This window comes from Mesorhizobium sp. M0910, from assembly GCF_040319465.1.
In the GTDB taxonomy this organism is placed as follows: Bacteria; Pseudomonadota; Alphaproteobacteria; order Rhizobiales; family Rhizobiaceae; genus Mesorhizobium.
On the sequence record NZ_JAMYNZ010000007.1, the window covers coordinates 258782 to 282887 of the forward strand.

Genomic DNA, 24106 nt, shown 5'->3' on the forward strand with positions numbered 1-24106 from the left:
GCACAGTCATCAAAATCCATCAGAATCGATGTTGACAGCAGCCGGAGATCGGGCCAGTATTTTTTCGAGGCTCGAAAAAATTAGAGCTTCTAAGCTGGTCTTTGAGCCAATTGGTCACGCCGTACGCGGCGCAGGGAGGATATGATGAAGAAATTCACGACCGCCATTCTGGCGGGTGTCGCCATGACGCTGGCGCTGGCGTCGGTGGCGCAGGCGAAAGACAAGGTCATCGGCGTTTCCTGGTCGAACTTCCAGGAAGAGCGCTGGAAGACCGACGAGGCCGCAATGAAGGCGGCCATCGAGGCCGCCGGCGACAAGTATATTTCCGCCGACGCACAGTCCAACCCCGGCAAGCAGCTCACCGACGTCGAGAGCCTGATCTCGCAGGGTGCCAATGCGCTGATCATCCTGGCACAGGATGCCTCGGCCATCGGGCCGGCCGTGCAGAAGGCACTGGACGAAGGCATCCCGGTCGTCGGCTATGACCGGCTGATCGAGAACAAGGACGTGTTCTATCTGACCTTCGACAACAAGGAAGTCGGCCGCATGCAGGCCCGCGAAGTCTTCAAGGTGAAGCCGGAAGGCAACTACGTCTTCATCAAGGGTTCGGGTTCCGATCCGAATGCCGATTTCCTGTTTGCCGGTTCGATGGAGGTGCTGAAGGAGGCCATCGACAGCGGCAAGATCAAGAATGTCGGCGAGGCCTATACGGACGGCTGGCTGCCGGCCAACGCTCAGAAGAACATGGAACAGTTCCTGACCGCCAACGACAACAAGGTCGATGCCGTGGTCGCGGCCAATGACGGCACCGCCGGTGGCGTCGTCGCCGCGCTGACGGCGCAAGGGCTGGCCGGATCGGTTCCGGTCTCGGGCCAGGACGGCGACCACGCCGCACTGAACCGCATCGCGCTTGGCACACAGACCGTGTCGGTGTGGAAGGACGCGCGCGAGCTCGGCAAGAACGCCGCCGAGATCGCCTCGCAGCTTGCCGACGGCAAGCAGATGACCGACATTGCCGGCGTGAAGGATTTCACCACGCCCGGCGGCAACACGGTCAAGTCGCTGTTCCTGACTCCGGTCGCCATCACCAAGGATAACCTCAACGTCGTCATCGACGCCGGCTGGATCAAGAAAGAAGAGGTCTGCGCCGGCGTGGCGGCTGGCACTGTTGCGGTCTGCAACTGAGCCGACGTTTCCGAGAAGTCCGAACGCCGCGGCCGCTCGCCGCGGCGTTTTTTCAAAAAGAATTGTTTTTCCGCTTCCGGCGGATAACTTCTAGGCTGCTTCCGGCATCCGCGGCAGACGGCAACCCGGCGGGAGAAACATGATGACCGACACGACTTCCAACACGCCGGTCGACAGCACGGCAGACCGGGCGCGGGAATCCGAGCTCGGCATCGTTGCCCGGTTTCTCAAGGCAACCGAGATCGACACCCGCATGCTCGGCATGGTCGGCGCGCTGTTGGTCATCTGGGTCGGCCTGCATGTCGTTTCCAGCGTACGGCTCGGCGTCAATCCGTTCGACTTCGACAGCCGGACCTTCCTGACGCCACGCAATCTCTGGAACCTCTCGGTGCAGACTTCCGCCGTGGCCATAATGGCCGCCGGAATGGTGCTGGTTATCGTCATGCGCAATATCGACCTGTCGGTCGGTTCCGCCGAAGGCCTGATCGGCGTGGTCATGGGCTTTGCGCAGGTGCATTTCCTGGTGCGAATGATCGGTCTACAACTCGGCAACCCCTGGATCTGGATCCTGGCGCTGGCCATTGGCCTGGCGCTCGGCCTTCTGATCGGAGCGTTCCAGGGATACATCATCGCTTACCTCGAGGTGCCGGCCTTCATCGTGACGCTGGGCGGCCTTCTGGTCTGGCGGGGTGCCGCATGGTGGGTCGCCAGCGGTCAGACGATTGCGCCGCTTGATGCCACTTTCCAGCTGATGGGCGGTGGGCCGGCGGGTTCGATCGGCGCGCGATGGAGCTGGATCGTCGGAATTATCGCGTGCCTGGCGGTTGTGTTCATGCTGCTCAACGGACGGGTGCAGCGCAAGCGGTTCCGCTTTCCGTTGCGCCCGATCTGGGCCGAGACGTTCCTCGGTGTCCTCACCTGCGCTGTCATCATGGGCGCCATATGGCTCGCCAATTCCTATCCTTGGCCGGTCGGCATCGTGAACAGATACGCGGCGGCCAACAATATAACAGTTCCCGAAGGCGGGCTGTTCATCGCCCATGGCATCGCCATACCCGTGCTGATGGCTGTGGCCGTCGGGCTGATCATGACCTTCATCACCAAGCGTACCCGTTTCGGCCGCTATGTCTTCGCCATCGGCGGCAATCCGGAAGCCGCCAACCTTGCCGGTATCAACACGCGTTGGGTGACCATGAAGGTGTTCATGATCATGGGCGTGCTGGCGACGATCGCCGCGGCGATCTCGTCAGCCAGGCAGAACTCGTCGACCAATGCGCTGGGCACGCTAGACGAACTGCTGGTCATCGCCGCCGCGGTCATCGGCGGCACGTCACTTGCAGGCGGCTCCGGCACGGTGCTCGGCGCCATGCTCGGCGCACTTTTGATGCAGTCGCTGCAATCCGGCATGGTGCTGCTCGGCATCGATTCACCGCTGCAGAGCATCGTCGTCGGCGCCGTGCTGGTGCTCGCGGTCTGGCTCGATACCGTCTATCGCAAACGCGTTTAGGGAGGAGGAACGATCATGGCCGACAAGACCGCTCCCACGGGCACGCCGCTGATCGACATGCGCAACATCTCGATCGCCTTCGGCGGCATTCGCGCCGTCGACGATGCCTCGGTCGATCTTTTCCCGGGCGAGGTGATGGCTTTGCTCGGCCACAACGGTGCCGGCAAATCGACGTTGATAAAAATCCTGTCCGGCGCCTATAAGCGCGATGCGGGCCAGATTTTCGTCAACGGCGAGGAGGCTTCGATCTCCAACCCCCGCGACGCCAAGAAGTACGGCATCGAGACGATCTATCAGACGCTTGCGCTGGCCGACAATGTCGATGCGGCCGCCAACCTTTTTCTCGGCCGCGAGCTGATGACCGGCTGGGGTACGCTCGACGACGTCGCCATGGAGGCCGAGGCGCGCAAGGTGATGGGCAGGCTCAATCCGCGTTTCCAACGCTTCAAGGAGCCGGTGGTAAAGCTGTCGGGCGGCCAGCGGCAGTCGGTGGCGATCGCCCGCGCCATCCTGTTCAATGCTCGCATCCTGATCATGGACGAGCCGACGGCGGCACTTGGGCCGCAAGAGACGGCGCAGGTCGGCGAACTGGTCAAGCAGCTCAAGGCCGACGGCATCGGCATCTTCCTGATCAGCCATGATATTCACGACGTGTTCGAGCTTGCCGACCGTGTCTGCGTCATGAAGAACGGTCGGGTTGTCGGCACGGCGCGCACAACCGACGTCACCCAGGACGAAGTGCTCGGTATGATCATCCTCGGCAAGTGCCCACCCGGCGCCATTCCGGGGCCGGGCGCGCTGAAGATCGCCGCATGAACGAGAATTAGCCGGCTAATCACAAGCCGCCAAAATGTGCCAGTCGTCACCATGCTTTGGCCTGGGCATTGTGTTGGCGTCGGGACTTGCCCATAAAGATGCCGAACCGTCCACGGGACGTATCTGCAATTGAAGAAGCTGTTTCCGACCGTCGCTTTTATCGCCGTCGCGCTGATCAGCCTGACGATGGCGGGCTTTGCCTATTTTGCCACCCAGGAGGCGGCCCGCATTAAATTCGAGGCGACGGCGGACGACGCGCTTAACCGGATCGAAAGCCGCATCGACCTGGACCTGTCGCTGCTGCGCGCAACGCGAGCGCTGTTCGACGCGCGCAATGGCGGTATCTCGCAAGGCGAGTTCAAGGCTTTCTTCAACGCGCTCGACATCGACAATAATTTCGCCGGTCTGCGCGGCATCGGTTTCCTCCGCCTGGCGAAAACTGGCAACGAGGCGGCGGTCGAGCGCGACATCCTGCACGATCACGGCGCAAGCCACCCGATCTACCCCGACACGAACTTACCGTGGCGTACGCCCATCGTGCTGTTCGAACCGCTGGATCCGTCCAACAAATCCAGCATCGGCTACGACATGTTCACCGGGCCGGCGCGGCGCGAGGCGATCGAAAAGGCGATGGCCGACGACCAGCAGCACGCCAGCGGGCTCGTGCAGCTCGGCAAGGATACGGGTGCCGCGCAGACCTTTACCGGGTTCCTCGTCTTCGTCCGGCTCAATGTCGAAACCGCGCCGGACGCCGTGAACGCGGCGAGATCCTCGACTGCCGGCCTCCTTTATGCGGCCTTCCGCGCCCGTGACCTGTTCCAGGCTGCGCTCAGTCGGGCACCATTGCTGCCGGTTAACACCGAGATCTATGACGGCACGGTGGACAGCGACAACCTGCTGTTCCAATCGGAAACGCCGCCTGTTTCGAGCCTCGGCGACAGGCTGCTGGTCACCCGCAAGATCACCGTCGCCGGCCGGCCGTGGGTCGTCCTGTTCAGGCCGACAAGTGCTTTCTCGCAACCTTCCTCGCGCGCCATCCCGGTGATGCTCGGATTGTTCGGACTGCTGCTTGCGGGCGCCATCGCGCTGGTGGCCCGCTATCAGGAGCGGGCCTATGAGGCGGTCTCGCTGCTTCACGAAACGACCGAAAAGAGCCTGCTGGAAAAAGACCTGATGCTGCAGGAGATGAAGCATCGCATCAAGAACTCGATCACGCGGGTGCTGGCAATCGCGCGCCAGACAGCATCGCACACCACCGACGTCCAGGAATTCTCGGCTTCTTTCTCGGCCCGGCTGCAGGCGATGGCGGCTTCCCAGGACATGCTGACGCGCTCACGCTGGCAGAAAGCCGATCTCGGCGACCTGCTGCGCATCGAGCTAGGCCAGGTGTTCGGCAGTGAGCTTCCTGAAGGGCTGCTGTCGGGACCGCAGGTTCTTCTCGATGAAAAGACGACGCAGGCACTCGGCCTCGTCTTTCACGAACTGGCGACTAACGCGCTGAAACATGGCGAAGCCGGCAATTCAGTCGGTGCGCTGAAGGTCGACTGGTCGCTCGAAGGAGGTAGCGGCGCCCGGACATTGGCTCTCAACTGGCGCGAGGCCGGTCAGAAGAAGCCCGCGACACCGGCAAAGAGCGGTTTTGGCACCAGACTGATCGATCTCAACATCACACGTGAATTGCGTGGCACAATCAGGCGCGATTTTCGCGAAGATGGCTTGAACGTGGAAATCAAGGTTCCGCTGCCGGCCTGAAACGCCATCTTGTGGGCTGCGTCGCAACAGCGCTTTGAAAGGGCAAACGCGGAGACAGGTGGCCTGCCTCCGCGTTTGCTGTTCGCCTGGAGCTCGAAACTAGTTGCAGCGAGCTGTGTAAATCCGGCCGTGACGATCTCTGTATTGGCAGTAGCCATTTTGCAGACGGCGAACCAGCAGACCGCCAATCGCACCAGCGCCGGCGCCGATCAAAGCGCCCTTGCCGCCGCCGACAGCGCCACCAATGAGCGCGCCGCCCACAGTGCCGATACCCACGTTCTCTTCCGTGGTGGTGCAGCCGCTGACCGCAACCACGGCAACCATGGCAATAATCATCTTCCGCATGGAGTCATCCTCACTTTTGTCCTCACTTTAATAAGCTCCAGCCGCCATTTAGCATGAAAGTTCGGCCTTTGCCCGCACAATTTCATTGTTGATTAAGATAGTCTTTTTCGGGGCGTGCGCCGTTTGATGCTACCACGAACCCGGAAATCTCCAAGGACGGATCGAGCGTGCCGTCGGGACGCACGTTCCAGACCATCCTGTCATAGTCGTCCTCGAGCGCCGGATCGACGGCAAGGCATTTGGCGACGAGATGTTGGGCTTGGCCTTGCAGGTCGGTGACCGCGAATGGGCGCGGCCGAGTACTCGGGCAGTGGTTTCAAAGCGGTCAAGCAGAGGCGAGCTCGATCAGATCAGCTGGGACGCGGCGGTCAGGACGATCGCGACCATAAGCGCGACGGCGGCGAAGCGGAGGGGCGAAGCACGAGGCGCGGGCGCTGCGGACGCTTCAGGATCCTGAAAACCGCCCATCGAGACGCGAGCGGCCTGTTCCAGTCTGTTCAAGTCGGCAGCCGTCAAGGCCCATTCCTTTCATTTTGTGCCAAACTCAATCGATGGATCGACACGTCGGACAGGATCGGACTTTATGGTGAACAGTCGGTTAAAGTTGGCGATGCGCAGAAGCCTTCTCGCGGCGGCCGCCGCTCGTTCAATCCGTCTCGAAATTGCCGTGAGGAACGACAAGGCGGTATTCGAGGCGGTTCCCGGTGATCTCAAGTGTCGCCGTTCCATTCAACGATGTGGGTACGACGCGTTCAAGCGCGACGCTGCCAAAACGCTTCTCATTGCGCTGATTGTCGTTGGCTCCGATCACTTCGGCCCATGTCAGCGACAGCGCAGGCTCGCCAGCGGAAGCTGCCGTCAGATCGGCCGTCACCTCGACGAAACCGTCGCTGCGCGACAGCGCGCCATAGCTGACCGAATTGAGGGCGAGCTCATGCATGGCCAAGCCGATGTGCAAGGCGGCATTGGGGTTGAGATATGGATTTGCGCCGCGGAAACGCAGGCTGTGTACGGGGTCCGCGCCGTACCTGCCGACCTGACCGGAAACCAGCTCGCGCAGCGCTGCGCCCCGCCAGTTGGATGACGTGACCAGGTCCTGCGAGGAGGCCAGCGACTGCAATCGGCCCCGGAAACGCGTCAGGAAATCGTCAATGCTGCCGGAATAACGGCCTGTCTGGGTGGCGATGCTCTGGATGATGGCCAAAAGGTTCTTGGAGCGATGACTGACTTCACGCAGCAGCGCCTTCAGCGTCTGCTCCCGGCGTTTCTGCTCGGTTGTTTCGACCATGGTGGTCACGACGCCCTGCACCGCGCCGGTGTCGCTGCGGTCGGCGTCGATCCACACCTGAAACCAGCGGGCGCCATCATCGGCCGGCACGCTGAGTTCGAGATGTTGAGGATTGCCGGAGACGATGACGTCGTGCTTGGCGGCGCCGATACGCTCTGCCTGCGCCGGCGGCAAGATGCCGTTGTTGTCGGAGGCATCGGAAGTCCATGGTGCGCGCATGTTGCGCGCCCACACAGTTTTCATCTCGCGATCCTGGTATAGAACGGAAATCCCGGTATTGTGCAGTGCATGGAGAAGGGCCCGGCCAAGCTGCATTCCGGGATGCAAAGCGATGATCTCATCACTCCGGCCGCGGTCTTTCATTTTTCCGACTCTGGAACGCATCGGTCAATTTTGCTCAACCCACGTCAGGCTGAACGGCTCACGGAAAAATGGGTTCCAAAAGGAGGAGCTGCGGATCAAGCCCTAAAAGCGGTCCGCCGAGCGGCATCCCGTTGGAGGACACTGCCCGGCGGTGGCTGGAAACCGTTTGAGGGGTGCGGCTTCCAGTGTTCGCTTGAATGGCCGCTGGCATTCACGCCCGTCTGATCAGGCCGGCAATTAGCGATATGATCAGGAAGGCGAGAAAGATGAAGAACAATATCTGCGCTATGCCGGCCGAAGTGCCAGCGATGCCGCCGAAACCAAGCGCACCGGCGATGATCGCCACGACTAGAAATACGAGCGCCCAGTAAAGCATGATCCATCTCCTTCCAATGCTGCGGTGAAAACGTGATTCGCCTCCGTCTGTTCCACCATTTCCCGAAAAAGACGATGCTGAAAATCGTTACGGCCCGAATTGCTGGGATGTGTGCGAAAAGGTCCTCGTCAGGTTCGGCAGCAGTTGGCTGCGTATGTTAAGCCGGCGTCACGCCCCATCTGGTCCAAGAAGAGTGGCTATCCCACACCCTGGCGGCGGCAACTCGGCCGCCCGCTGTTCATGCCGCGGCTTTCGCGTGCCGGTCAAAGAACAGGGCCTGGCTGATAAGAGCCTTGACCATATCCGGGTTGAACGGCTTGGTGACGAGGAAAGCCGGTTCCGGCCGCTCGCCGGTGAGCAGGCGCTCGGGAAAGGCGGTGATGAAGATCACCGGCACCGAGGTGGACGACAGGATCTCATTGACGGCCGCGATGCCCGAACTGCCGTCGGCAAGCTGAATATCGGCAAGCACCATCTTTGGCCGCGTCTTGCCGAACATCGCCACCGCCTCGGCGTGGGTGCGCGCCGTTCCGACGACGCGGTGGCCGAGGCTTTCGACCATTTCCTCGATATCCATGGCGATCAGCGGCTCATCCTCGATGATCAGCACATCGGTTGCCACCTGGCGGGAGATCTCGTTGCTCGCCTGCGCGAGAAGTTCGGAGAATTCCTGTTCGTCGACGTCGAGAATCTCCGCCGCCTCGTCTTCGCTGAAGCCTTCAACCGCGACCAGCAGAAAGGCTTGGCGGGGACGAGGCGCAATTGCATTCAGATTGGCCGCGGCACGCTGTTCCCATGCCGACTGGGCATGCTCCTGCGGAACGCGAATGGCCACTGAGGTGAAGAGCTTGGCAAAGACCTTGTAGAGCGCGATGCGGTCGTTCGATGCGTTCGGAAAGATGTCGACATCGGCAATGATGGCCTCGAGCATTGCGGCGACCAGCGCGTCGCCGCTCTCCTGCGATCCGGATACAGCGCGCGAGAAGCGACGCAGGAACGGCAGGTGCGGAGCGATGGTTGCTGATAGGCTCATATTGGACGTCTCCCTCATATGACGTGATGCATGTTACAGCTAAAAACGGTTCGCAGGGCCCAAGGGTGAAAACGCAGGTTCTGCGAAAAAGTTCCGATCATGCGGAACTAAGTATATGGGCTGGCGTTTAAGGGCGGGTTGGGCAACCAGACGAGGCTGCCGCTTGCCTTGCGTTATGTGTTGAAGGGCGGCTTAAGGCTGGGACAAAAGGGCGAATGAAGAACATGACGAAAGCTACCATGGGTGGCGTTGGCAACGGGCGCCGGGCTGCTTCCCGCGACCCGCTTGGGCCGAACTCGGAAATCGGCCGCAAACTCAAACAATACTACGACGAGCTGGTCTCCGACAATGTGCCGGATCGCTTCGCCCAACTGCTCAGCCAGTTGGAAAAGGCCGAACCTGTACAAAAGAAGGACTGAGGCATGGCGGCCGTCTCCCAGGGCTTCAAGACCGACTTGCTCGGCTCGATCCCGAGCCTGCGGGCTTTTGCCGTGTCGCTGACGCAAAACGCCGACAAGGCCGACGACCTGGTGCAGGAAACATTGGTCAAGGCCTGGGACAAGCATGAAAGCTTCCAGCCCGGCACCAATCTGAAGGCATGGCTGTTCACGATCTTGCGCAACGAATTCTATTCGCAGATGCGCAAGCGCGGCCGCGAGGTGCAGGACAGCGATGGCGTCATGACGGCCAGGCTTGCCGTTCACCCGGCCCAGCACGGCCAGCTTGACCTCGAGGACTTTCGCGGCGCGCTCGAATTGCTGCCAGAAGACCAGCGCGAAGCCATTATCCTCATCGGCGCGTCGGGCTTCTCCTACGAGGAAGCGGCCGAGATCTGCGGCTGCGCCGTCGGAACGATCAAGAGCCGCGTCAGCCGCGCCCGCACACGGCTGCAGGAAATCCTGAAGATCTCCGGTGAAGACGAGTATGGCCCGGACGCAATTTCGGCTCAGGTAACCGGGTCGACGGCTGCGTGAGGCGCGGCGTGTTCGAACCGCTCCGCGCCTCAGCGGAGAGGCGTTCGCCTGCAGGCCGCCGCCACTGCCTCGAGGAGATCGTCTCCCGAATAGGGCTTGGTGACCAGCCTGACGCCGGGAAAGGATTTCTTGATCTCATCGGTATCCGAATAGCCCGAGGCGAAGACGAACGGGATGCCCGCTTCACGCAGCCGCGAAGCAAATTGGAGCGTCGAAACGCCGCTCAGCATGAGGTCGACGATGGCGACATCGAACTGCGCGGCAACGTCTTGCTGTTCGATCTCAGTCAGATCACGGGCGATGACCACATTGAGCGCGCCGTAGTCGCGGCAAAGCTGCTCGATATCCATGGCAATCAGGAACTCATCTTCCAGGATAAGAATCCGCAAACCGTCAAGTGATGCGCGCACGCAGCAATATCTCCTTAAATGCGTATCGTGAAACGAGGGAAGTCATGATCGTTATTTGGCATGCTGTCATTTAAAAAAGACGTGCCGGCGCGGATGCGTCGGACTCGGCCCATGCAAGGCATTTGCAACGCGCGCTGCCGGAGATAGGGTTAGAAGAGGTTCGCGCCGGAACCTTGGGGTCTGTCGGGCGTTTCGACCGAGCAAAATCATGGAGAGTGAAGCAATGGCGACTGCCGCAGGTAAGGCCGGGAACGAAGCCCGCACGAATTCCGATATTGAGGCCGACATCGCACAATTGAAGGCCGACATCGATCAACTTACCAAGCTGTTGGCCAAAACTGGCGAACATGGCTACGGGGCAGCGCGGCGAGCCGCCGCCGAAGGCGTCGAGCAGTTGCGAACCCAAGGCGAGGCAGCCTTCGATAGCTTGCGCGCCAACGCCAGGGACATCGAGGCGCAGATGATAGCGCATATGCGCGAAAAACCGGTGACTTCGCTGGCGATCGCCGCAGGCGTCGGATTCCTCTTCGCGCTTCTCGCGCGCCGCTAGTTCTGCACGCATGGGAATGCTTGCATCGCTGATCTCGGGCCTTGCCTCGGGCGAAACCATTGCGGCGGTGCAACGCGTGCGCGTCGCTGCGATTGTCTATTCGGTCGCAGCGCTCGCGGCGCTGTGCGGCCTCGGGTTCCTCGTCGGGGCGGCCTATATCTGGGCGGCGGCCCGCTATGGGCCGATGGCAGCTTGCCTGAGCTTCGGGATCGGCTTTCTGGCAATCGCCGGTCTCATCCTGCTCGTCTACCGGATGTCGGCCGGCTCGCGCGCCAGGCGCCGGGCGAAGCGACGCAACGCCGACATGAAGGCTATCGGCATCACTGCGGCACTCGCCGTGCTGCCGGCGCTGCTCAAGGGCAAAGGTGGCCTGGCGAAGGGCGGGTTGGGCGCCATTCTCGGCCCGGCGATAGCACTCGCTGCCTACGCCATCTACCGCGAGAATGTGAAGCGCGGCTCGGATAATCCGGATACCGGCAAACCCGAATAGTTCGGAGGGGATAGTTCAGGGCAAACGGTTCTGGCGCCGGTCGCAAAATGCCGGCGTTACAAATCTTCGAGCGGAATCGATATTTCCGCGACCACGCCATCCGGCCGGAATTCATGGGTCACCTCGCTGGAAATGACCTTGGCCAGGCTGCGGCGGATCAGGATCGAGCCGAAGCCATGGCGTTCGGGCGGCGCAACCCGCGGGCCGCCGCTTTCGCGCCAGGCCAGCAACAGACGCCGTGCACCCTTCCTGCCTTGTACCTTCCAATCGAGATCGACCTTTCCGGAAGAAACCGAGAGCGACCCGTATTGCAGTGCGTTGCTTGCCAGTTCATGCAGGATCAGCCCGAGTCCGACTGCCTGGTCGGGTGAGAGCAAGACATCGGCGCCGGAGATCGCCATCCGCGATTGTCCGGCGGCTTGGAACGGCTTTACCTCGATCTGCACCAGCTCGCGGATGCCGATGCCGCGCCACTCGCGGTCCGACAGCAGGCTGTGCGCAACGCCCAGTGCCTGCAGCCTGGCGCTGAAGGCGCCGAGGAATTCGCTTGGCTGGCGGGCATGGCGAACGGTCTGCGTGGCCAGCGCCTGTACAGTTGCCAACGTGTTCTTGACGCGATGATTGAGCTCGCGCAGCAACAGCCGTTGGCGTTCGTCGCCTAGCTTGCGTTCAGTGATGTCGTAATTGACGCCGAAGATCAGCGTCGGCTTGCCCTCGCCGTCGCGCTCTATGACGCGGCCGCGCGTTGCGACCCATCGTGGCGGATCGAGGCCTCTGACACGGTATTCGCCAAAATAGTCATCGCTGCCGGTCAGCGCGTCGCGAAAGCGTGTTTCGGTCTGGTGAACGTCGCGCGGGTCGATGGCGGTCAGGATGTCGCGCGCCCTCAGCCTGTTCGACTTCGGCAGGTTGAACAATTCGGGCAGCAGGACGTCGCAGTCGATCATGTCGCTGCGGATATCCCATGCCCAGCTGGCAAGCGAAGCCGCGTCGAGCGCGATAGCGCGCCGCTTTTCCTCTCGAACCAATGCGGCCTTGGCGATCGCCGCGCTGCGGGTTGCATCCTTCAGCGTGAACAGGCTGGCGGCGAGTCCAGCCAGCGCCGACAACTGGTCGAGCTGGACAGAGGAGGGATGCGCGTGCGGCTTCCGGTCGAGCACGCACAGCGTGCCGATCAGCGCGCCGTCGATCATGATCGGCACGCCTGCGTAAAAGCGGATATGATGCTCGCCGGTGACCAGCGGATTGGCTTTGAACCGCGGATCGGCCGCCGCGTCGGCCACCACCATCGGCACGTTGCCGGCTGCGATGGCATAGGCACAGAACGATGTCTCGGTCGCGGTTTCGGTCTGGTCGAGGCCGATACAGGACTTGAACCACTGCCGCTCGGCGTCGAGCAGCGTGATCAGTGCGACAGGCGTTTGCATCGCCGAAGCGGCAAGACCGCCGATGCGATCGAAATCAGGGTCGGCAGCCCTGTCCAGCGCGTCGAGGCCGTGCAGCACGGCAAGACGGTCCGCGGCGCCCACCACACGGCGAATATCGGCCGGCAGGCCCGGCGTGTTCTGGCTATTGTCGTCCACTATGCCCCCAGTGGCCGGCTCTGATTGATCAGGCCAACCGGCCCGTTTGCCGCCTTGCAGAGCCGGAACTTTCGCTGCGGGGGACCGTTACCAGCCAACGCCCCGCCAGTTACGCCTGCCGGCGCCAAATATGGAGCCAGACAATGCCAAAAACCATTCCTGAAAACAAAGCCCGTCAAGGGCGGCGGGGTCAGCATGTCCTTCGTATCCTGATCGCCGCGCTGTTGCTGGCTTTTATCGCCTGGGGCGTCGCCGAAATCTACGGCTGGATGATCGAGACGCCGAAGACCGAACAGAGCAACACGCCCAGCGGCTAGGTTCTCCCCATCGCTCGTGCCAGCTCGCATCACACAACCCCACATCACGGTACCCCACGTCAGGCAACCTTTGCCTCGGCGGCGCGCGCCGGGACGAGAACATTCAACGCGCGCGGATGGATTTCGACGGTCGTCTCGCGATCGAGCTTTACCAGTTCACCGTCCATGACGGCCTGAACTTTCCTGTTCGTCGAATGGATTTTCAAAACGGCGCGGTTTGCCTGATGGATTTCGACATGCTCGTTGCCGCGCCATTTCCCACGGGCGACGTCAAAGAGGAACCTGATCAATTCGCCGCGCCGCCGTGCCACGGTGACATAGATGCCCAGCACGCCGCCTGCCGGATCATCGGCATAGGGCAGGTGGCCCTCGCCAAACAGATTGTTGGTGATGCCGATACCGGTGATCCGGGTTTTGATCTCGGCCTCGCCGATCGTCAGCGTTACGTTCATCGCCGGCGGGTTGTTGATCGTTGCCCAAGCGGCTCGCACCGAGGCACGCATCTTCCCCAGCCGCGAGCCGAATTCCATCTTCTGGCGCAGTTGCACCATCCTGGCATGCATGCCGATCGAGAATTGATGCACGAAAGGCCGGCCGTTGGCTGTTGCAATGTCAATCGCCATCACCTCGCCGTCGGCAAACGATTTCAGCGCCGCATCGAGGGTCTGCGGAATACCGAGGCCGCGCGCAAAAAGGTTCATTGTGCCAGCCGGCAGAATTGCCAGTGCCTTCTCCCCATTCATCAAACGGCCTGCCGCGGCCGAAATGGTGCCGTCGCCGCCGCCGGCCAGCACGGCGTCGATGCCGCGCCTGGAAGCTACGCCGTCCAGTGTGGCGACGATATCCTTGCCGGCAACGATTTCGATATCGATCGAGTGGCCGGCAGTCTCAAGCGTGCTGCGCATCCGACTGGCGAAGGCCTCAACATCGATGGTGCGCAGGGTGCCGCCGTCCTTGTTCAGCACCGCTGCAAACCGCATGGCCGTTCCATTTTTTCCAGCACCTATCCGGCCGGGACGGGGTCCCAGCCGGGAGTGGAACGGCGCGGCCGAGAAAATGTTCCTTTCGACCAGCGCAGTGAATCCGAGAACCATTGACATCGTACCGGGTGCACCACGGCTTTTTTCGGAACAACAGTGTGGTCACAACGTTGTGAACATGCAGAAGACGCTGCGCCCGCAGTGACGCCAAGCGGGCAGGGCGTGCACGAAATCACCGACGAGGAGACACTAAGATGATCCGCACCCTTTTAACCACGACAGCAGTCGCAACATTGATTGCGACGGGTGCCTTTGCGCAGTCGGCGACGACCCCGGCGCCGGCGCAACCACCCGCAGTAGAGAACCCCGCTCCAGCCGCTCCGGTGCAACGGGCCGAGGGCAGCCTTGCGACCAACATCATCGGCGAATCCGTCTATAACGGCACCGGCGCCGATGCCCAGAATATCGGCAACGTCAGCGACATCGTCTTCGACGAGCGCGGCGAGGTAAAATCCGTCGTCATCGGCGTCGGCGGATTCCTGGGCATCGGAACCAAGAATGTCGCCTTCGACTACGGCAAGATGCAATGGGCAGAAAAGAACGGCGACCGCTGGCTGATAGCTCAGACGACGAAAGATGAGTTGACGGCTCAGCCGGATTTCGACCGGAAGCCTTACGATCCGCCTCCGCCGCCAGCTTCGGCCGATAATGCGGCACCCGCCGCCCCTTCGGCTTCGACCAGCGCGCAGAATACAACGCCAGCGCCTGCCGCGCCGGCTGAGCCAGTGAAGCGCGCCGAAGGCAATCTCGCCACCAATATCATCGGCGAGACCGTCTATAACGGCACCGGCGACGACGCCCAAAACATCGGCGACGTAAACGACATCGTCATCAACAAGGAAGCCAAAGCGCAATCACTGATCATCGGCGTCGGCGGCTTCCTCGGCATCGGCGAAAAGAACGTCGCCTATGATTTCGACAAGGCGCAGTGGGCCGAGAGGAACGGCGATCGCTGGCTGGTCGCGCAAACCACCAAGGAAGAGCTGCAGGCGCAGCCGGACTTCAACCGCAAGGCCTATGATCCGGCGCCAGCATCCACTGCTTCGAACGATGCCAATGCGCCTGCTACCGTCACGCCTACCGTGATGGCCAGCAACACCGCGTCGACCAACAACACTGCGACGACCAATAACGCCGACCAGGCCGGCAAGACGGCTCAAAACGCCCCAGCGCCCGCAACGGCCGACCAGACCAAGACCGGGTCGATCGACAAGTCGACGTTGACTGAAATGCCGATCGGCCAGATCCGGGCCGAGGATCTGGTTGGAACGACCGTTTACGGCGCCAACGATGTCAACGTCGGCGAGATCGGCGATATCGTGCTGGGCGCCGATAAAAAGGTCGATGCAGTCATTATCGATGTTGGCGGGTTCCTCGGTGTCGGCGAGAAGGAGGTGGCGGTCGGCATGGACAACCTGAAATTCATGACCGACAAGAACGGCAAGCGCTATCTCTACACGAACTTCACCAAGGAGCAGCTCGAAGCGCAGGCCCCCTATGACAAGGCCAGCTATGCGCAAAACCGCGACAAACAGCGCATGATCATGCGCTAGCAGCACACAGGTCGACAGAGAAGCCCGCGCCGGCAACGGCGCGGGCTTTGTTTATATCGAGGGAAAGCCGGCGACATGGCCGGCAACGCCATTGTCCGTCAATTCGGCGAGCGCCAGAGATTGGTCGAGATGCTCGGCCCGCCAGGCAAGCAGCCTTTCGGCAAGTTCCAACCGCACCGGTAGATAGGCTGGGTCGTCAGCGACGTTGGCCAGCTCGCCGGCATCTTTTTCCAGGTCGAAGAGCAAGGGCGGCAGGCCGCCCCCGAAATTCACATATTTGAACTTTTGCGTGCGGATGACGGCGAGATTGCACTGACGCGGACCGATACCGAAATAGCGTTCTGCATCACCATCGGCGATCGAGCGGAAATCGAACTCCCAATGTGCCGCATCGCGCCAATCGTCCGGCTCCGTTGCGTCTAGGAAAGGCGCCAGCGAGCGGCCGTCGAGATGCGGCAGCACTTCGCCGCTGGTGAGCTCGAGCAAGGTCGGTGCCAAATCGGCCGCCTCGGTGAAGCGGTCGACGCTGCTGCCGGCAGCCTTGCGGCGGCGCGGATCGCGAATGATCAGCGGAATATGCAAGCTGCAGTCGAAGAAGCCGCCCTTGCCCAGCATTAAATGATCGCCCATCATCTCGGCGTGGTCCGAGGTCAGCACGATGACGGTGTCGTCCCATGCATCGGCCGCCTTGACCGCTTGCCAGACACGGCCAAGCTGCGCGTCGACCTCCGAGATCATGCCGTGATAGAGCGCCCGGATGCGCCGAAAACTATCGTCGCTCCAGTCGCGCACCTTACCCTCCGAGCCGGGGCGGAATTTTCGACCGTTCCTGCCGGTCTAATTCATAGGCGAGATAGGGGTGGCTTGCTGCTTCGGCCTGCCAGCTTTCGGCGCGGTCAAAAGCTGGGCCGACGGCCGGATCGTACATGGTGTTGTAAGGCGCCGGCACGATGAAGGGCGGATGGGGGCTGATGAAGGAAAGGTGCGCGAACCACGGCGCATCGTGCTCCTGCTCGCCGAGCCAGCGGATGAATTCGCCAGCCAGGAAGGCCGACGGCGTCTCGTCCTTCGAAAAGGCTGGCGGGGCGTTGCTGATCTCGCCGTCGTTTTCCAGGATTTCGCCCGCCGGGCGGTGGATGTCGGGGGAGCCGGCGCCGGCATCGACGCCGCGCGCCTTGAGCCATGACAGCCAGGGCCTCTGGTGCTCGGGCAGAAGCTGGCGCACGGTAAAGCCCGGCAGCACGCCTTCATAACTCTTCAGCTGCGGGTCGCCAGGCGCCAGCGTGCGCGGGTCGCGCGCGGTGTCGGTATAACCGAACAGCGTCGGATCGTAGCCGAGGGCGCGCGCCCAGAGCGCTATGTTGCCGTGGCGGGCGTCGAGCGGTGTGCCGTTGCGGCAGACACGATTGTTCATCTGGTAAAGGCCGGTGTAGAGGCAGGCGCGCGCCGGCGAGCAAGGTGCGGCGGCGCCATAGTGCTTCCGGAACAAAACGCCCTCGGCAGCCAGCGCGTCGGCATTCGGCGTCCTTACCACCTTGTGCCCAGCAGCTGACAGACAGCCGCCGCGCCATTGGTCGCAGGTGATCAGGAGAATGTTGGGGCGTTTTCCACTCAACCGCTGTATCCTCATGCTGGCTACATGCGTCGCTCATGGAGCGCAATTTCGGCGAGTATGCAAGCCGGTCCAGTTTGCCAAATGGTGAACAAAACCTGCTTCATCGTTCACTTTAACAGCACAGTCCATTCTGTGTTTGCCGCCTTTGCGGCCAGGAGGCGGATGCTCATATTCGGGTGGACAGCGGCAAGGGCCGCACCGACACAAGGAAAGGAGCAACAGACATGCTCGACCAGGTCAAGGGCCTGCATCACGTCACCTCGATGGCCAGCGATGCGCGCCAGAACAATGAATTCTTCACCGGGACGCTCGGCCTGCGGCGGGTCAAGAAAACCGTCAATTTCGACGCACCCGACGTCTACCACCTCTATTACGGCGACGAGGTCGGCACGCCCGGCTCGGTGATGACCTACTTCCCGTTCCCGAAAATCGGCAAAGGCCGCCATGGAGTCGGCGAAGTCGGCACCACCGCTTATTCGGTGCCCGAGGGCACGCTCGGCTATTGGGAGAAACGGTTTGCCGAGCAAGGTGTCACCGGGCTGTCACGCGAGGAGACGTTCGGCGAGAAGCGTCTTGCGTTTGCCGGTCCCGACGGCGACGGGTTTGCGCTGGTCGAGGACAGAGCGGACAGCCGTGCGCCATGGGCCAAGGGTGGCATCCCCACCGACGAGGCGATCCGCGGCTTCCACTCGGTGTCGCTCAGGCTGAAAGATGGCGGCGCCACCGAAGAGCTGCTGAAATTCATGGGTTATGAGGAGGTCGACAAATCCGGCAACGTCAGGCGGCTGGCGGTGAAGAACGGCAACGGCGCCGATGTGGTCGATATCGAATCGCTGCCAGGGGCCGGCTTCGCCAATCTCGGCGCCGGCTCGGTCCACCATGTCGCTTTCGCCGTCGAGAACCGCGCCAAGCAGCTCGAAGTGCGCAAGGCGCTGCTCGATACAGGTTATCAGGTGACGCCAGTGATCGACCGCGATTATTTCTGGGCGATCTACTTCCGCACACCGGGCGGCGTGCTGTTCGAAGTCGCCACCAACGAGCCGGGCTTCGACCGCGACGAGGATACCGCCCATCTCGGCGAGGCGCTGAAACTGCCGTCGCAACACCAGCATTTGCGGCCCTATCTCGAGCAGCATCTGCAGAAACTGGAAGACTGAGGGCAAGGTTATGAGCAAGGATTCGTATATTCACAAGGTGCTGCCCGGTTCGCCGGGCGGACCGTTGCTCTTCGTCTTCCATGGCACTGGCGGCGACGAGGATCAGCTTCTGTCGCTTGGGCGCGATCTTGCGCCGCAAGCAACGATCGTTGCCCCGCGGGGCGATGTCTCGGAACAAGGCGCCGCACGCTTTTTTCGTCGTACCGGCGAGGGCGTTTACGACATGGGCGACCTCACGCGAGCGACGGACAAGATGGCCGGCTTCGTCAAGGCGCATGTCGAGGCGGCAAAGCCATCTTCGGTGCTAGGCCTCGGTTATTCCAACGGCGCCAACATCCTGGCCTCGGTGCTGTTTGCCGAGCCGTCGCTGTTCGACGCAACGGTGCTGATGCATCCGCTGATCCCGTTCGCGCCGGAGGTCAAGGGCAGCCTTGGCGGCAGCCGCATCCTGGTCACCGCCGGCAGGCGAGACCCGATCTGTCCGCCTAATTTGACGGCGCGGCTCGAAGCCTATTTGCGCGCCGATGGCGCCGATGTCACAGTCGAGTGGCATGACGGCGGCCATGAGGTGCGGCCGGGCGAGATCGAGGCGGCGCGGCAGCTGTTCGCCGTGGCGTCGGATGAAAGGACCGCAAGCCATGTCTGACCTATTGCCGGAGATTGAACTGGAGGACCGCGGCTCGAAGGGCCGCTACTTGCTGCGTGGGCCGGGCGGCGCCGAGGCGGAGATGACCTTCACCAAGATCGGCGAGCACCAGATCATCATCGACCATACAGAAGTGCCGGATGCGTTTCGCGGCCAGGGCGCGGGACTTCGCCTGGTCACCCGTGCCGTCGAGGATGCGCGTGCGGCGGGCAAGACGATCATCCCGCTTTGCCCGTTCGCCAATGCTCAGTTCCGCCGCCATCCGGAATGGGCGGACGTGCTGAAGCGGTAAGAGGCAGCCCCTCGGTGAATGACAGGAGAAAGGGTGCGCGGCTTTACCGCGTGCCCCTTCAACCACTGGCGGCGTACAAACACAAGGCAAACATGCGGGATTTGCGCAGAGCGCCCGTCTTGCCTAAGTATTGGCAACAACCGGCTCGCCTTCTGCGGACCGACCACTTCAACCGAATGGCCCCCATGACCGAATCCGATCTCGTTCCCGTCTTCGACGGCCACAACGACACGCTGCTCAGGCTCTACCAGTCGAAGGATGCGGACGTCGAAAAGCTGTTCGTCGAGGGGACGCCGGGTGGCCATATCGACCTGCCGCGCGCGAAGAAAGGCGGATTTGCCGGCGGCATGTTCGCGATCTTCCCGCCGCCTGCCGAGAAATCCAAACGCGGTACGGTGCCGCTGGCGCCGAGCGACAGCGAGCCCTTGCCGCCCGAGGTTCCGCGCGCCGATGCGCTCAACTCTACCGTAGCGATGGCCTCGATCCTGTTCAGGCTGGAGCGGGCTTCGGCGCTTACCGTCTGCCGCAGCGCCGGCGATGTGAGGAAGGCGATGGCGCAAGGCTCGATTGCGGCGGTGTTTCATATCGAAGGGGTCGAGGCGATCGACCCTGAGCTCACCCTGCTCGACGTTCTCCACGCAGCCGGCCTGCGCTCGCTCGGCATCGTCTGGAGCCGTCCCAACGCCTTCGGCCACGGCGTGCCGTTCCGCTTCCCCTCGTCGCCCGACACAGGGCCGGGGCTGACCGATGCCGGCAAGGCGCTGGTGAAAGCCTGCAACCAGCTGAAGATCATGATCGATCTTTCGCATCTCAACGAAAAAGGTTTCCGCGACGTCGTCGAGATCAGTGACGCACCGCTGGTCGCGACCCATTCAAACGTGCACGCGATCTGCGGCCATTCGCGCAACCTCACCGAATGGCAGCTCGGCGCGATCCGCGAGTCCGGCGGCATGGTCGGGCTGAATTTCGCCACCGGGTTCCTGCGTGAGGACGGCAGGATGAACGCCGACACCAGCCTCGACATCATGGTGCGCCATGTCGATTCGCTGCTGCAGGCGCTGGGCGAAGACGGCGTCGGCCTGGGCTCGGATTTCGACGGCGCCATGATCCCGGCCGTGATAGGCGACGTTGCCGGCCTGCCAAGATTGCTCGACGCTTTCGCGGCGCGCGGCTTCGGGCGCGCGCTGATCGAGAAGATCGCCTATCGCAACTGGCTCGGCATCTTGGAAAAGACCATCGGCTAAGCGGGTGATGCCGGCTTGTCCGGAACACAGTTTGGAGGCGGACTATTCGAACCTCATGCGTTTAAGCCAGTCCTGGCCAATGCCGCGGTCGCGGATGATCGGCAGCGGATCGGTCGAATCCAGCCTCGCACAAATGCGGTAGACCTCCAGCGTTTCAGCGCTCATCTCGCCGCGCTTGTAGAAGAACATGGCCGCGGCATAGCGGGTGCGGCCCGACCATTTTTCGCCGAGCGGCGTGTTGACCAGCTGCCACTGTTCGGCGGCTTCGGCGTCGATTTCGTGACTGTCGATGTCGTCGGCCATATTCAGAAATCCGCAGGCGATTGGCAGTGCGGCGGCCGAGCTTGATGACCAGCCGCGGCACCAGTTTGGCACGCTTCAGCAGCTTTTGATATTGCAGCTCGCGCCTGGCGTAGATCTCGACTCAAGATCCGCTGCAGGCGGACTCGGCGGCGCTGATCTGGTCCGCGTGCCGGGATCGCTGCCTTTCGCCGATGGCGCCTTCGACGTCGTTTTCTATAAGGGTGCAGTCTCGACGAGAACATTCGAATATGGGCAGCCATGCAGAAGGTGCTTGACAGTGCCAAACACCGTCCCACTGATCTTCGCGGCCGAAGCCGGTCGGCTAGCCGGCGATGCTGGAGACCGTTACCCGATGAAGACAACAGAGGCGCGCGAAGCCCTCCTCGAACCGGCGCGAAAAAGCGATTCCGATAAGCGCGGCCGCAAAGCGTCGAAGCAGACAAGGCAGGTTCAACTGATCGAAGCGACTATCGATTCATTGGCCAAGCGCGGCTATTCGGAAACGACTATGGCCGACGTCGCCGACGGCGCCGGCCTGTCGCGCGGCATCGTCAATTTCCATTTCGAGAGCAAGGAGAAGCTGCTCGTCGCCACTTTGCGGTACATGCATGACGAGTATTCGGCGCATTGGCGCAGCGCCTTGCAAAGTGCCGGCGATGATCCCGCCCGCCAGCTGCAGGCATTGGTGGCGGCCGATTTCGACCGCTCGATCTGCAACAAGCGGAAGCTGGCTGCCTGGTGTGCCTTCTGGGGCGAGGCCAAATCGCGACCGAAATATCAGGCGCTGAGCAGCGCACGCGATGCCGTCTACCAGAACATCTTCATCGATCTTTGCGCGGCGCTCAAGCAGAGCGGCTTCTATGCCTATGAGCCGCAAGTCATGGCGCTGGCGCTCAGCGCCATGCTGGATGGTCTGTGGCTGCATTTGATGATGGGCACCGAGGACGCCACACGCGAGACGGCGCTGCAGGCCGCGAACGAGTTCCTGTCTGCGGCATTCCCCAAGCACTATCCGAACTCCGCAGCCCGCGGTGCCAGGCCGGCGTGAACCATCAAAAAGAGGGTGGGACCAGCAATGAAGACAATGATCCGGCCCCTGACATTCGAGAAGATCAAGGCCGGCTAATGAAGTTCAAGATCGAACGAGCCGATGTGGCGATCGTCGGCGCCGGCTTCACCGGCCTGTCGGCCGCGCATGAATTGGACCACGCCGGCATCGATGTCGTGCTGCTCGAGGCCCGCGACCGTGTCGGCGGCCGCGCCGAAGCCGTGCAGAACGGGCTCGGCGAGCGGATCGACAGCGGCGGACAGTTCCTGTGCGAAGACATGCCGGAATTAATGGCGTTGGTGCGAGCGCGCGGCAAGACATTGGTCGAGACCCATGTCGCAGGCGAATTCGTCACGCAGCCGCGAATGAGCGAGGCGCAAGCCGTGCGCACTTACGGCACCGCGATGCGAATGCGCGAGCGGATGAACGCGATCGCACCGACAGACCCGACCATTGCCGGCTTGACGGTCGCGGCATGGCTCGATCGCCAGGCCGATCCCGACGATGCGAAGGCCGCCTTTCGGTCGATGATCGAGGGCCTGTGGTGCCTGGCAATGGAAAGGCTGCCGCTGTGGTACTTGATCGACAATGATCGCCGCATCACCAACGAGGTGTCGGAGCTGCAGTATTTCGTGGGCGAAACCATGCATTCGCTGGCGGATGATCTTGCGCGGGATCTCGGCGATCGACTGCGGCTGAGTACAGCTGTCGAGGCCATTGAGCACGGCCCGGGAGGGGTTCGCGTCGTTTCGCCTGCCGGCGCGATCGAGGCACGAGCGGTACTGGTCGCCGTACCGCCGATGATGGCCTCGAGAGTGGATTTCGTGCCGCCGCTGCCGGCTGTGCTGAAGAGGGCCCTCAGCGTCTGGCAAAGCGGCGCGGTGATCAAGATGCTGCTGCGCTACCCCAAGGCTTTCTGGCGCGACAGGGGCTTGAGCGGCATGGTGATGTGGCGCGACCCGCACGGGCTTTTTGCCTGCGATGCCAGCAGGGACGAGGATCATGCAGCACTTGTCGTCTTCATCGGCGGGCCGCTGGCGCAGCGCTGGCGGGATATGGACGACGCGGCGTTACGCGCAAAGGTGACGTCAAAGCTGGAAGAGGCGCTCGGTATCGAGGCGGCCGGCATTATCGATCTCAGTTATCGCGACTGGACCGGGGATCGCTGGAGCGGCGGCGGTTACAGCGATCTGATCGTCGATGCGACGGCAACTGATGCCGAACGCATTATCCGTGCGGGCGCTCCGCTGGTCCATTTTGCCTCGTCGGAGCTGTCGCCGTCATTTCCGGGCTATGTCGAGGGCGCCATCGTCGCCGGCCGCATTGCTGCCCGAAAAATTATTCAGTCGGCCATCGACAGCAGAGCCTCGGGGCCATAAGCGAGGCGGATCAAGCTGCGGAGCGGGATCGACACGCATTGCCGCGAGCTCGGCCTGCTGGTCAGGCCGCTGATCAATATGTGCGTCATGTCCCGGCGCTGATCATCACGCGCGAGCAGATCGACGACATGGTGTCGATCCTGCGCCAAGGTATTTCGCGCACGATGGACGATCTGCGCCGGGAAGGGGTGTGGCGGGGATAAGCGTTTATGACTGGCGATCTCGCCGGTCGTTTGGGCCATATCGGGTTTCCAGGAGGCGAACTGCCGTCCTGAACTATGCGTGCTGTGCCCGCGTTCTGGCGGCCTTCTGCGCCGCCGCCTTCCTTCCGCTGGCGCCTTTCGTCTCGGCGGCCTTCTTGGCGGCGGCCGAGCGCTCCTCAGCCGTCCGGCGCGAGGCCGCACGCTTGGCCTGCTGCGAGAGCGCCTCGTGCGACGCCGTGCTCTTCGGCTCGTGCTCGAGCACCTTGGAAACGGCCTTCGAGACCCGCGGGCGGCGTTTCGGCGTGCGCTCGCCCTGGCCGGCCTCATAGGCGTATTCGGCGCTCTTGCGCGTGCTCTCCTTCACCTTGGCCTTTTTGGGCGGGGGCAGGTCTACGCCTGCGCGCCTCGCCTCGGAAAGCCCGATGGCGATAGCCTGCTGGGTCGACCGCGCGCCGTGCTCGCCGCGGCGGATTTTATCGATCTCCTCGTGCACGAACTCGCCGGCCTGGGTGCTCGGCGATTTGCCCTCGCGCTTGTCCTTTCGGGCCTTCTCGATGGTTTTCTTGTCCGGCATTGTCTTTCTCCCACATACGGGTTGCGACAGCCTTTCGGGTTGCCGCTGCGCGCGGTCTTATGA

The 24106-nt window shown here is 62.4% G+C and carries 26 protein-coding genes and 2 pseudogenes; 17 read left to right on the forward strand and 11 right to left on the reverse strand.

Annotated features, from left to right (window positions below; all coding sequences use genetic code 11):
* The first annotated feature begins 144 nt into the window (after nt 1-144).
* The 4 genes from xylF (at nt 145) to NKH78_RS19550 (ending at nt 5260) form a co-directional block, all read left to right on the forward strand.
* Nucleotides 145-1185, forward strand: coding sequence for a D-xylose ABC transporter substrate-binding protein (gene xylF, locus NKH78_RS19535; RefSeq protein ID WP_352505024.1), 1041 nt, complete (start codon nt 145-147; stop codon nt 1183-1185).
* A gap of 142 nt (nt 1186-1327) precedes the next feature.
* Complete coding sequence (locus NKH78_RS19540; protein WP_352505025.1) at nt 1328-2692, forward strand: sugar ABC transporter permease; 1365 nt, start codon at nt 1328-1330, stop codon at nt 2690-2692.
* Between the two features lie 15 nt (nt 2693-2707).
* Nucleotides 2708-3508 (forward strand): ATP-binding cassette domain-containing protein, encoded by an 801-nt coding sequence (locus NKH78_RS19545; protein ID WP_254816576.1) that lies wholly within the window; start codon nt 2708-2710, stop codon nt 3506-3508.
* 129 nt (nt 3509-3637) lie between these two features.
* The gene (locus NKH78_RS19550; protein WP_352883546.1) at nt 3638-5260 is read left to right on the forward strand and encodes a CHASE domain-containing protein; all 1623 of its coding nucleotides are present in this window, start codon (nt 3638-3640) and stop codon (nt 5258-5260) included.
* Between the two features lie 99 nt (nt 5261-5359).
* On the opposite strand, the gene NKH78_RS19555 is transcribed toward NKH78_RS19550, so the two are convergent.
* The 5 genes from NKH78_RS19555 to NKH78_RS19580 form a co-directional block, all read right to left on the reverse strand.
* A complete protein-coding gene (locus NKH78_RS19555) occupies nt 5360-5605 on the reverse strand; it encodes a YMGG-like glycine zipper-containing protein (protein ID WP_006328050.1) in 246 nt (81 codons plus the stop codon).
* Between the two features lie 345 nt (nt 5606-5950).
* Nucleotides 5951-6121, reverse strand: a complete 171-nt coding sequence (locus tag NKH78_RS19565) for a hypothetical protein (RefSeq protein WP_254816578.1) — start codon at nt 6119-6121, stop codon at nt 5951-5953.
* Between the two features lie 130 nt (nt 6122-6251).
* Nucleotides 6252-7277 (reverse strand): sensor histidine kinase, encoded by a 1026-nt coding sequence (locus NKH78_RS19570; RefSeq protein WP_352883549.1) that lies wholly within the window; start codon nt 7275-7277, stop codon nt 6252-6254.
* A gap of 190 nt (nt 7278-7467) precedes the next feature.
* Nucleotides 7468-7632 (reverse strand): DUF1328 domain-containing protein, encoded by a 165-nt coding sequence (locus tag NKH78_RS19575; protein ID WP_023678541.1) that lies wholly within the window; start codon nt 7630-7632, stop codon nt 7468-7470.
* A gap of 238 nt (nt 7633-7870) precedes the next feature.
* Complete coding sequence (locus NKH78_RS19580; RefSeq protein ID WP_352476204.1) at nt 7871-8665, reverse strand: response regulator; 795 nt, start codon at nt 8663-8665, stop codon at nt 7871-7873.
* Between the two features lie 215 nt (nt 8666-8880).
* Between NKH78_RS19580 and NKH78_RS19585 the strand changes: the two genes are divergently transcribed.
* Both NKH78_RS19585 and NKH78_RS19590 read left to right on the forward strand, forming a co-directional pair.
* Entirely contained in the window at nt 8881-9084 is a 204-nt protein-coding gene (locus tag NKH78_RS19585) for a NepR family anti-sigma factor (protein WP_023678543.1), read from the forward strand.
* 3 nt (nt 9085-9087) lie between these two features.
* Nucleotides 9088-9639, forward strand: a complete 552-nt coding sequence (locus tag NKH78_RS19590; RefSeq protein ID WP_023678544.1) for a sigma-70 family RNA polymerase sigma factor — start codon at nt 9088-9090, stop codon at nt 9637-9639.
* A gap of 29 nt (nt 9640-9668) precedes the next feature.
* Here NKH78_RS19590 and NKH78_RS19595 read toward each other — a convergent pair whose 3' ends face one another.
* Nucleotides 9669-9989: a response regulator gene (locus NKH78_RS19595; RefSeq protein ID WP_502896068.1), complete on the reverse strand. Its 321-nt coding sequence runs from the start codon at nt 9987-9989 to the stop codon at nt 9669-9671.
* Nucleotides 9990-10272: 283 nt separating this feature from the next.
* On the opposite strand from NKH78_RS19595, the gene NKH78_RS19600 reads away from it, so the two are divergent.
* Both NKH78_RS19600 and NKH78_RS19605 read left to right on the forward strand, forming a co-directional pair.
* Nucleotides 10273-10599 (forward strand): ElaB/YgaM/YqjD family protein, encoded by a 327-nt coding sequence (locus NKH78_RS19600; RefSeq protein ID WP_352505030.1) that lies wholly within the window; start codon nt 10273-10275, stop codon nt 10597-10599.
* A gap of 10 nt (nt 10600-10609) precedes the next feature.
* Nucleotides 10610-11089 carry a hypothetical protein gene (locus NKH78_RS19605; protein WP_352505031.1) on the forward strand — a complete coding sequence of 160 codons (480 nt, stop codon included), beginning with the start codon at nt 10610-10612 and terminating at the stop codon, nt 11087-11089.
* A 56-nt stretch (nt 11090-11145) separates the two neighbouring features.
* Here NKH78_RS19605 and NKH78_RS19610 read toward each other — a convergent pair whose 3' ends face one another.
* Nucleotides 11146-12672, reverse strand: coding sequence for a sensor histidine kinase (locus tag NKH78_RS19610; protein WP_352505032.1), 1527 nt, complete (start codon nt 12670-12672; stop codon nt 11146-11148).
* Between the two features lie 143 nt (nt 12673-12815).
* Here NKH78_RS19610 and NKH78_RS19615 point away from each other — a divergent pair, with 143 nt between their 5' ends.
* Nucleotides 12816-12989, forward strand: a complete 174-nt coding sequence (locus tag NKH78_RS19615) for a hypothetical protein (RefSeq protein WP_352880689.1) — start codon at nt 12816-12818, stop codon at nt 12987-12989.
* Between the two features lie 59 nt (nt 12990-13048).
* Here the strand turns inward: NKH78_RS19615 and NKH78_RS19620 are convergent, their stop codons facing one another.
* Nucleotides 13049-13969 (reverse strand): diacylglycerol/lipid kinase family protein, encoded by a 921-nt coding sequence (locus tag NKH78_RS19620; protein WP_352883553.1) that lies wholly within the window; start codon nt 13967-13969, stop codon nt 13049-13051.
* A 254-nt stretch (nt 13970-14223) separates the two neighbouring features.
* On the opposite strand from NKH78_RS19620, the gene NKH78_RS19625 reads away from it, so the two are divergent.
* A complete protein-coding gene (locus NKH78_RS19625) occupies nt 14224-15582 on the forward strand; it encodes a PRC-barrel domain-containing protein (RefSeq protein WP_352476211.1) in 1359 nt (452 codons plus the stop codon).
* 51 nt (nt 15583-15633) lie between these two features.
* Here the strand turns inward: NKH78_RS19625 and NKH78_RS19630 are convergent.
* Nucleotides 15634-17212, reverse strand: a pseudogene (locus NKH78_RS19630) (alkaline phosphatase family protein).
* Between the two features lie 209 nt (nt 17213-17421).
* Between NKH78_RS19630 and NKH78_RS19635 the strand changes: the two are divergent.
* The 4 genes from NKH78_RS19635 to NKH78_RS19650 all read left to right on the forward strand — a co-directional run bounded on the left by NKH78_RS19635 (nt 17422) and on the right by NKH78_RS19650 (nt 20536).
* Nucleotides 17422-18354, forward strand: coding sequence for a VOC family protein (locus NKH78_RS19635; protein WP_352737989.1), 933 nt, complete (start codon nt 17422-17424; stop codon nt 18352-18354).
* A 10-nt stretch (nt 18355-18364) separates the two neighbouring features.
* Complete coding sequence (locus tag NKH78_RS19640; RefSeq protein ID WP_352777830.1) at nt 18365-19000, forward strand: alpha/beta hydrolase; 636 nt, start codon at nt 18365-18367, stop codon at nt 18998-19000.
* On the forward strand, nt 18993-19292 hold the full coding sequence (locus tag NKH78_RS19645; RefSeq protein ID WP_352476216.1) for a GNAT family N-acetyltransferase: 300 nt from the start codon (nt 18993-18995) through the stop codon (nt 19290-19292). Before NKH78_RS19640 ends, NKH78_RS19645 begins: the two co-directional genes overlap by 8 nt.
* Before the next feature lie 185 nt (nt 19293-19477).
* Nucleotides 19478-20536 (forward strand): dipeptidase, encoded by a 1059-nt coding sequence (locus NKH78_RS19650; protein WP_352737986.1) that lies wholly within the window; start codon nt 19478-19480, stop codon nt 20534-20536.
* Nucleotides 20537-20578: 42 nt separating this feature from the next.
* Here NKH78_RS19650 and NKH78_RS19655 read toward each other — a convergent pair whose 3' ends face one another.
* Nucleotides 20579-20839, reverse strand: a complete 261-nt coding sequence (locus tag NKH78_RS19655) for a hypothetical protein (RefSeq protein WP_352737984.1) — start codon at nt 20837-20839, stop codon at nt 20579-20581.
* 352 nt (nt 20840-21191) lie between these two features.
* Between NKH78_RS19655 and betI the strand changes: the two genes are divergently transcribed.
* The 3 genes and pseudogenes from betI to NKH78_RS19670 all read left to right on the forward strand — a co-directional run.
* A complete protein-coding gene (betI, locus tag NKH78_RS19660) occupies nt 21192-21887 on the forward strand; it encodes a transcriptional regulator BetI (RefSeq protein ID WP_352737995.1) in 696 nt (231 codons plus the stop codon).
* Nucleotides 21888-21964: 77 nt separating this feature from the next.
* Nucleotides 21965-23266, forward strand: coding sequence for a flavin monoamine oxidase family protein (locus NKH78_RS19665; RefSeq protein WP_352883558.1), 1302 nt, complete (start codon nt 21965-21967; stop codon nt 23264-23266).
* 27 nt (nt 23267-23293) lie between these two features.
* Nucleotides 23294-23469 (forward strand): annotated as a pseudogene (locus NKH78_RS19670) (aspartate aminotransferase family protein); the annotation flags it as partial.
* A gap of 73 nt (nt 23470-23542) precedes the next feature.
* Here NKH78_RS19670 and NKH78_RS19675 read toward each other — a convergent pair.
* On the reverse strand, nt 23543-24043 hold the full coding sequence (locus NKH78_RS19675; protein ID WP_352737980.1) for a DUF6496 domain-containing protein: 501 nt from the start codon (nt 24041-24043) through the stop codon (nt 23543-23545).
* Nucleotides 24044-24106 lie beyond the last annotated feature (63 nt).

Excerpts from the sequence above, each read along its gene's own strand:
- NKH78_RS19580 (WP_352476204.1), bottom strand. The coding sequence starts at position 8,665 with ATGAGCCTATCAGCAACCATCGCTCCGCACCTGCCGTTCCTGCGTCGC.
- betI (WP_352737995.1), top strand. The coding sequence starts at position 21,192 with ATGAAGACAACAGAGGCGCGCGAAGCCCTCCTCGAACCGGCGCGAAAA.
- NKH78_RS19620 (WP_352883553.1), bottom strand. The coding sequence starts at position 13,969 with ATGCGGTTTGCAGCGGTGCTGAACAAGGACGGCGGCACCCTGCGCACC.
- NKH78_RS19655 (WP_352737984.1), bottom strand. The coding sequence starts at position 20,839 with ATGGCCGACGACATCGACAGTCACGAAATCGACGCCGAAGCCGCCGAA.
- NKH78_RS19615 (WP_352880689.1), top strand. The coding sequence starts at position 12,816 with ATGCCAAAAACCATTCCTGAAAACAAAGCCCGTCAAGGGCGGCGGGGT.
- NKH78_RS19645 (WP_352476216.1), top strand. The coding sequence starts at position 18,993 with ATGTCTGACCTATTGCCGGAGATTGAACTGGAGGACCGCGGCTCGAAG.
- NKH78_RS19650 (WP_352737986.1), top strand. The coding sequence starts at position 19,478 with ATGACCGAATCCGATCTCGTTCCCGTCTTCGACGGCCACAACGACACG.
- NKH78_RS19600 (WP_352505030.1), top strand. The coding sequence starts at position 10,273 with ATGGCGACTGCCGCAGGTAAGGCCGGGAACGAAGCCCGCACGAATTCC.
- NKH78_RS19625 (WP_352476211.1), top strand. The coding sequence starts at position 14,224 with ATGATCCGCACCCTTTTAACCACGACAGCAGTCGCAACATTGATTGCG.
- xylF (WP_352505024.1), top strand. The coding sequence starts at position 145 with ATGAAGAAATTCACGACCGCCATTCTGGCGGGTGTCGCCATGACGCTG.
- NKH78_RS19640 (WP_352777830.1), top strand. The coding sequence starts at position 18,365 with ATGAGCAAGGATTCGTATATTCACAAGGTGCTGCCCGGTTCGCCGGGC.
- NKH78_RS19545 (WP_254816576.1), top strand. The coding sequence starts at position 2,708 with ATGGCCGACAAGACCGCTCCCACGGGCACGCCGCTGATCGACATGCGC.
- NKH78_RS19570 (WP_352883549.1), bottom strand. The coding sequence starts at position 7,277 with ATGCGTTCCAGAGTCGGAAAAATGAAAGACCGCGGCCGGAGTGATGAG.
- NKH78_RS19675 (WP_352737980.1), bottom strand. The coding sequence starts at position 24,043 with ATGCCGGACAAGAAAACCATCGAGAAGGCCCGAAAGGACAAGCGCGAG.
- NKH78_RS19635 (WP_352737989.1), top strand. The coding sequence starts at position 17,422 with ATGCTCGACCAGGTCAAGGGCCTGCATCACGTCACCTCGATGGCCAGC.
- NKH78_RS19665 (WP_352883558.1), top strand. The coding sequence starts at position 21,965 with ATGAAGTTCAAGATCGAACGAGCCGATGTGGCGATCGTCGGCGCCGGC.
- NKH78_RS19540 (WP_352505025.1), top strand. The coding sequence starts at position 1,328 with ATGACCGACACGACTTCCAACACGCCGGTCGACAGCACGGCAGACCGG.
- NKH78_RS19555 (WP_006328050.1), bottom strand. The coding sequence starts at position 5,605 with ATGCGGAAGATGATTATTGCCATGGTTGCCGTGGTTGCGGTCAGCGGC.
- NKH78_RS19585 (WP_023678543.1), top strand. The coding sequence starts at position 8,881 with ATGAAGAACATGACGAAAGCTACCATGGGTGGCGTTGGCAACGGGCGC.
- NKH78_RS19590 (WP_023678544.1), top strand. The coding sequence starts at position 9,088 with ATGGCGGCCGTCTCCCAGGGCTTCAAGACCGACTTGCTCGGCTCGATC.
- NKH78_RS19605 (WP_352505031.1), top strand. The coding sequence starts at position 10,610 with ATGGGAATGCTTGCATCGCTGATCTCGGGCCTTGCCTCGGGCGAAACC.
- NKH78_RS19595 (WP_502896068.1), bottom strand. The coding sequence starts at position 9,989 with ATGGATATCGAGCAGCTTTGCCGCGACTACGGCGCGCTCAATGTGGTC.
- NKH78_RS19575 (WP_023678541.1), bottom strand. The coding sequence starts at position 7,632 with ATGCTTTACTGGGCGCTCGTATTTCTAGTCGTGGCGATCATCGCCGGT.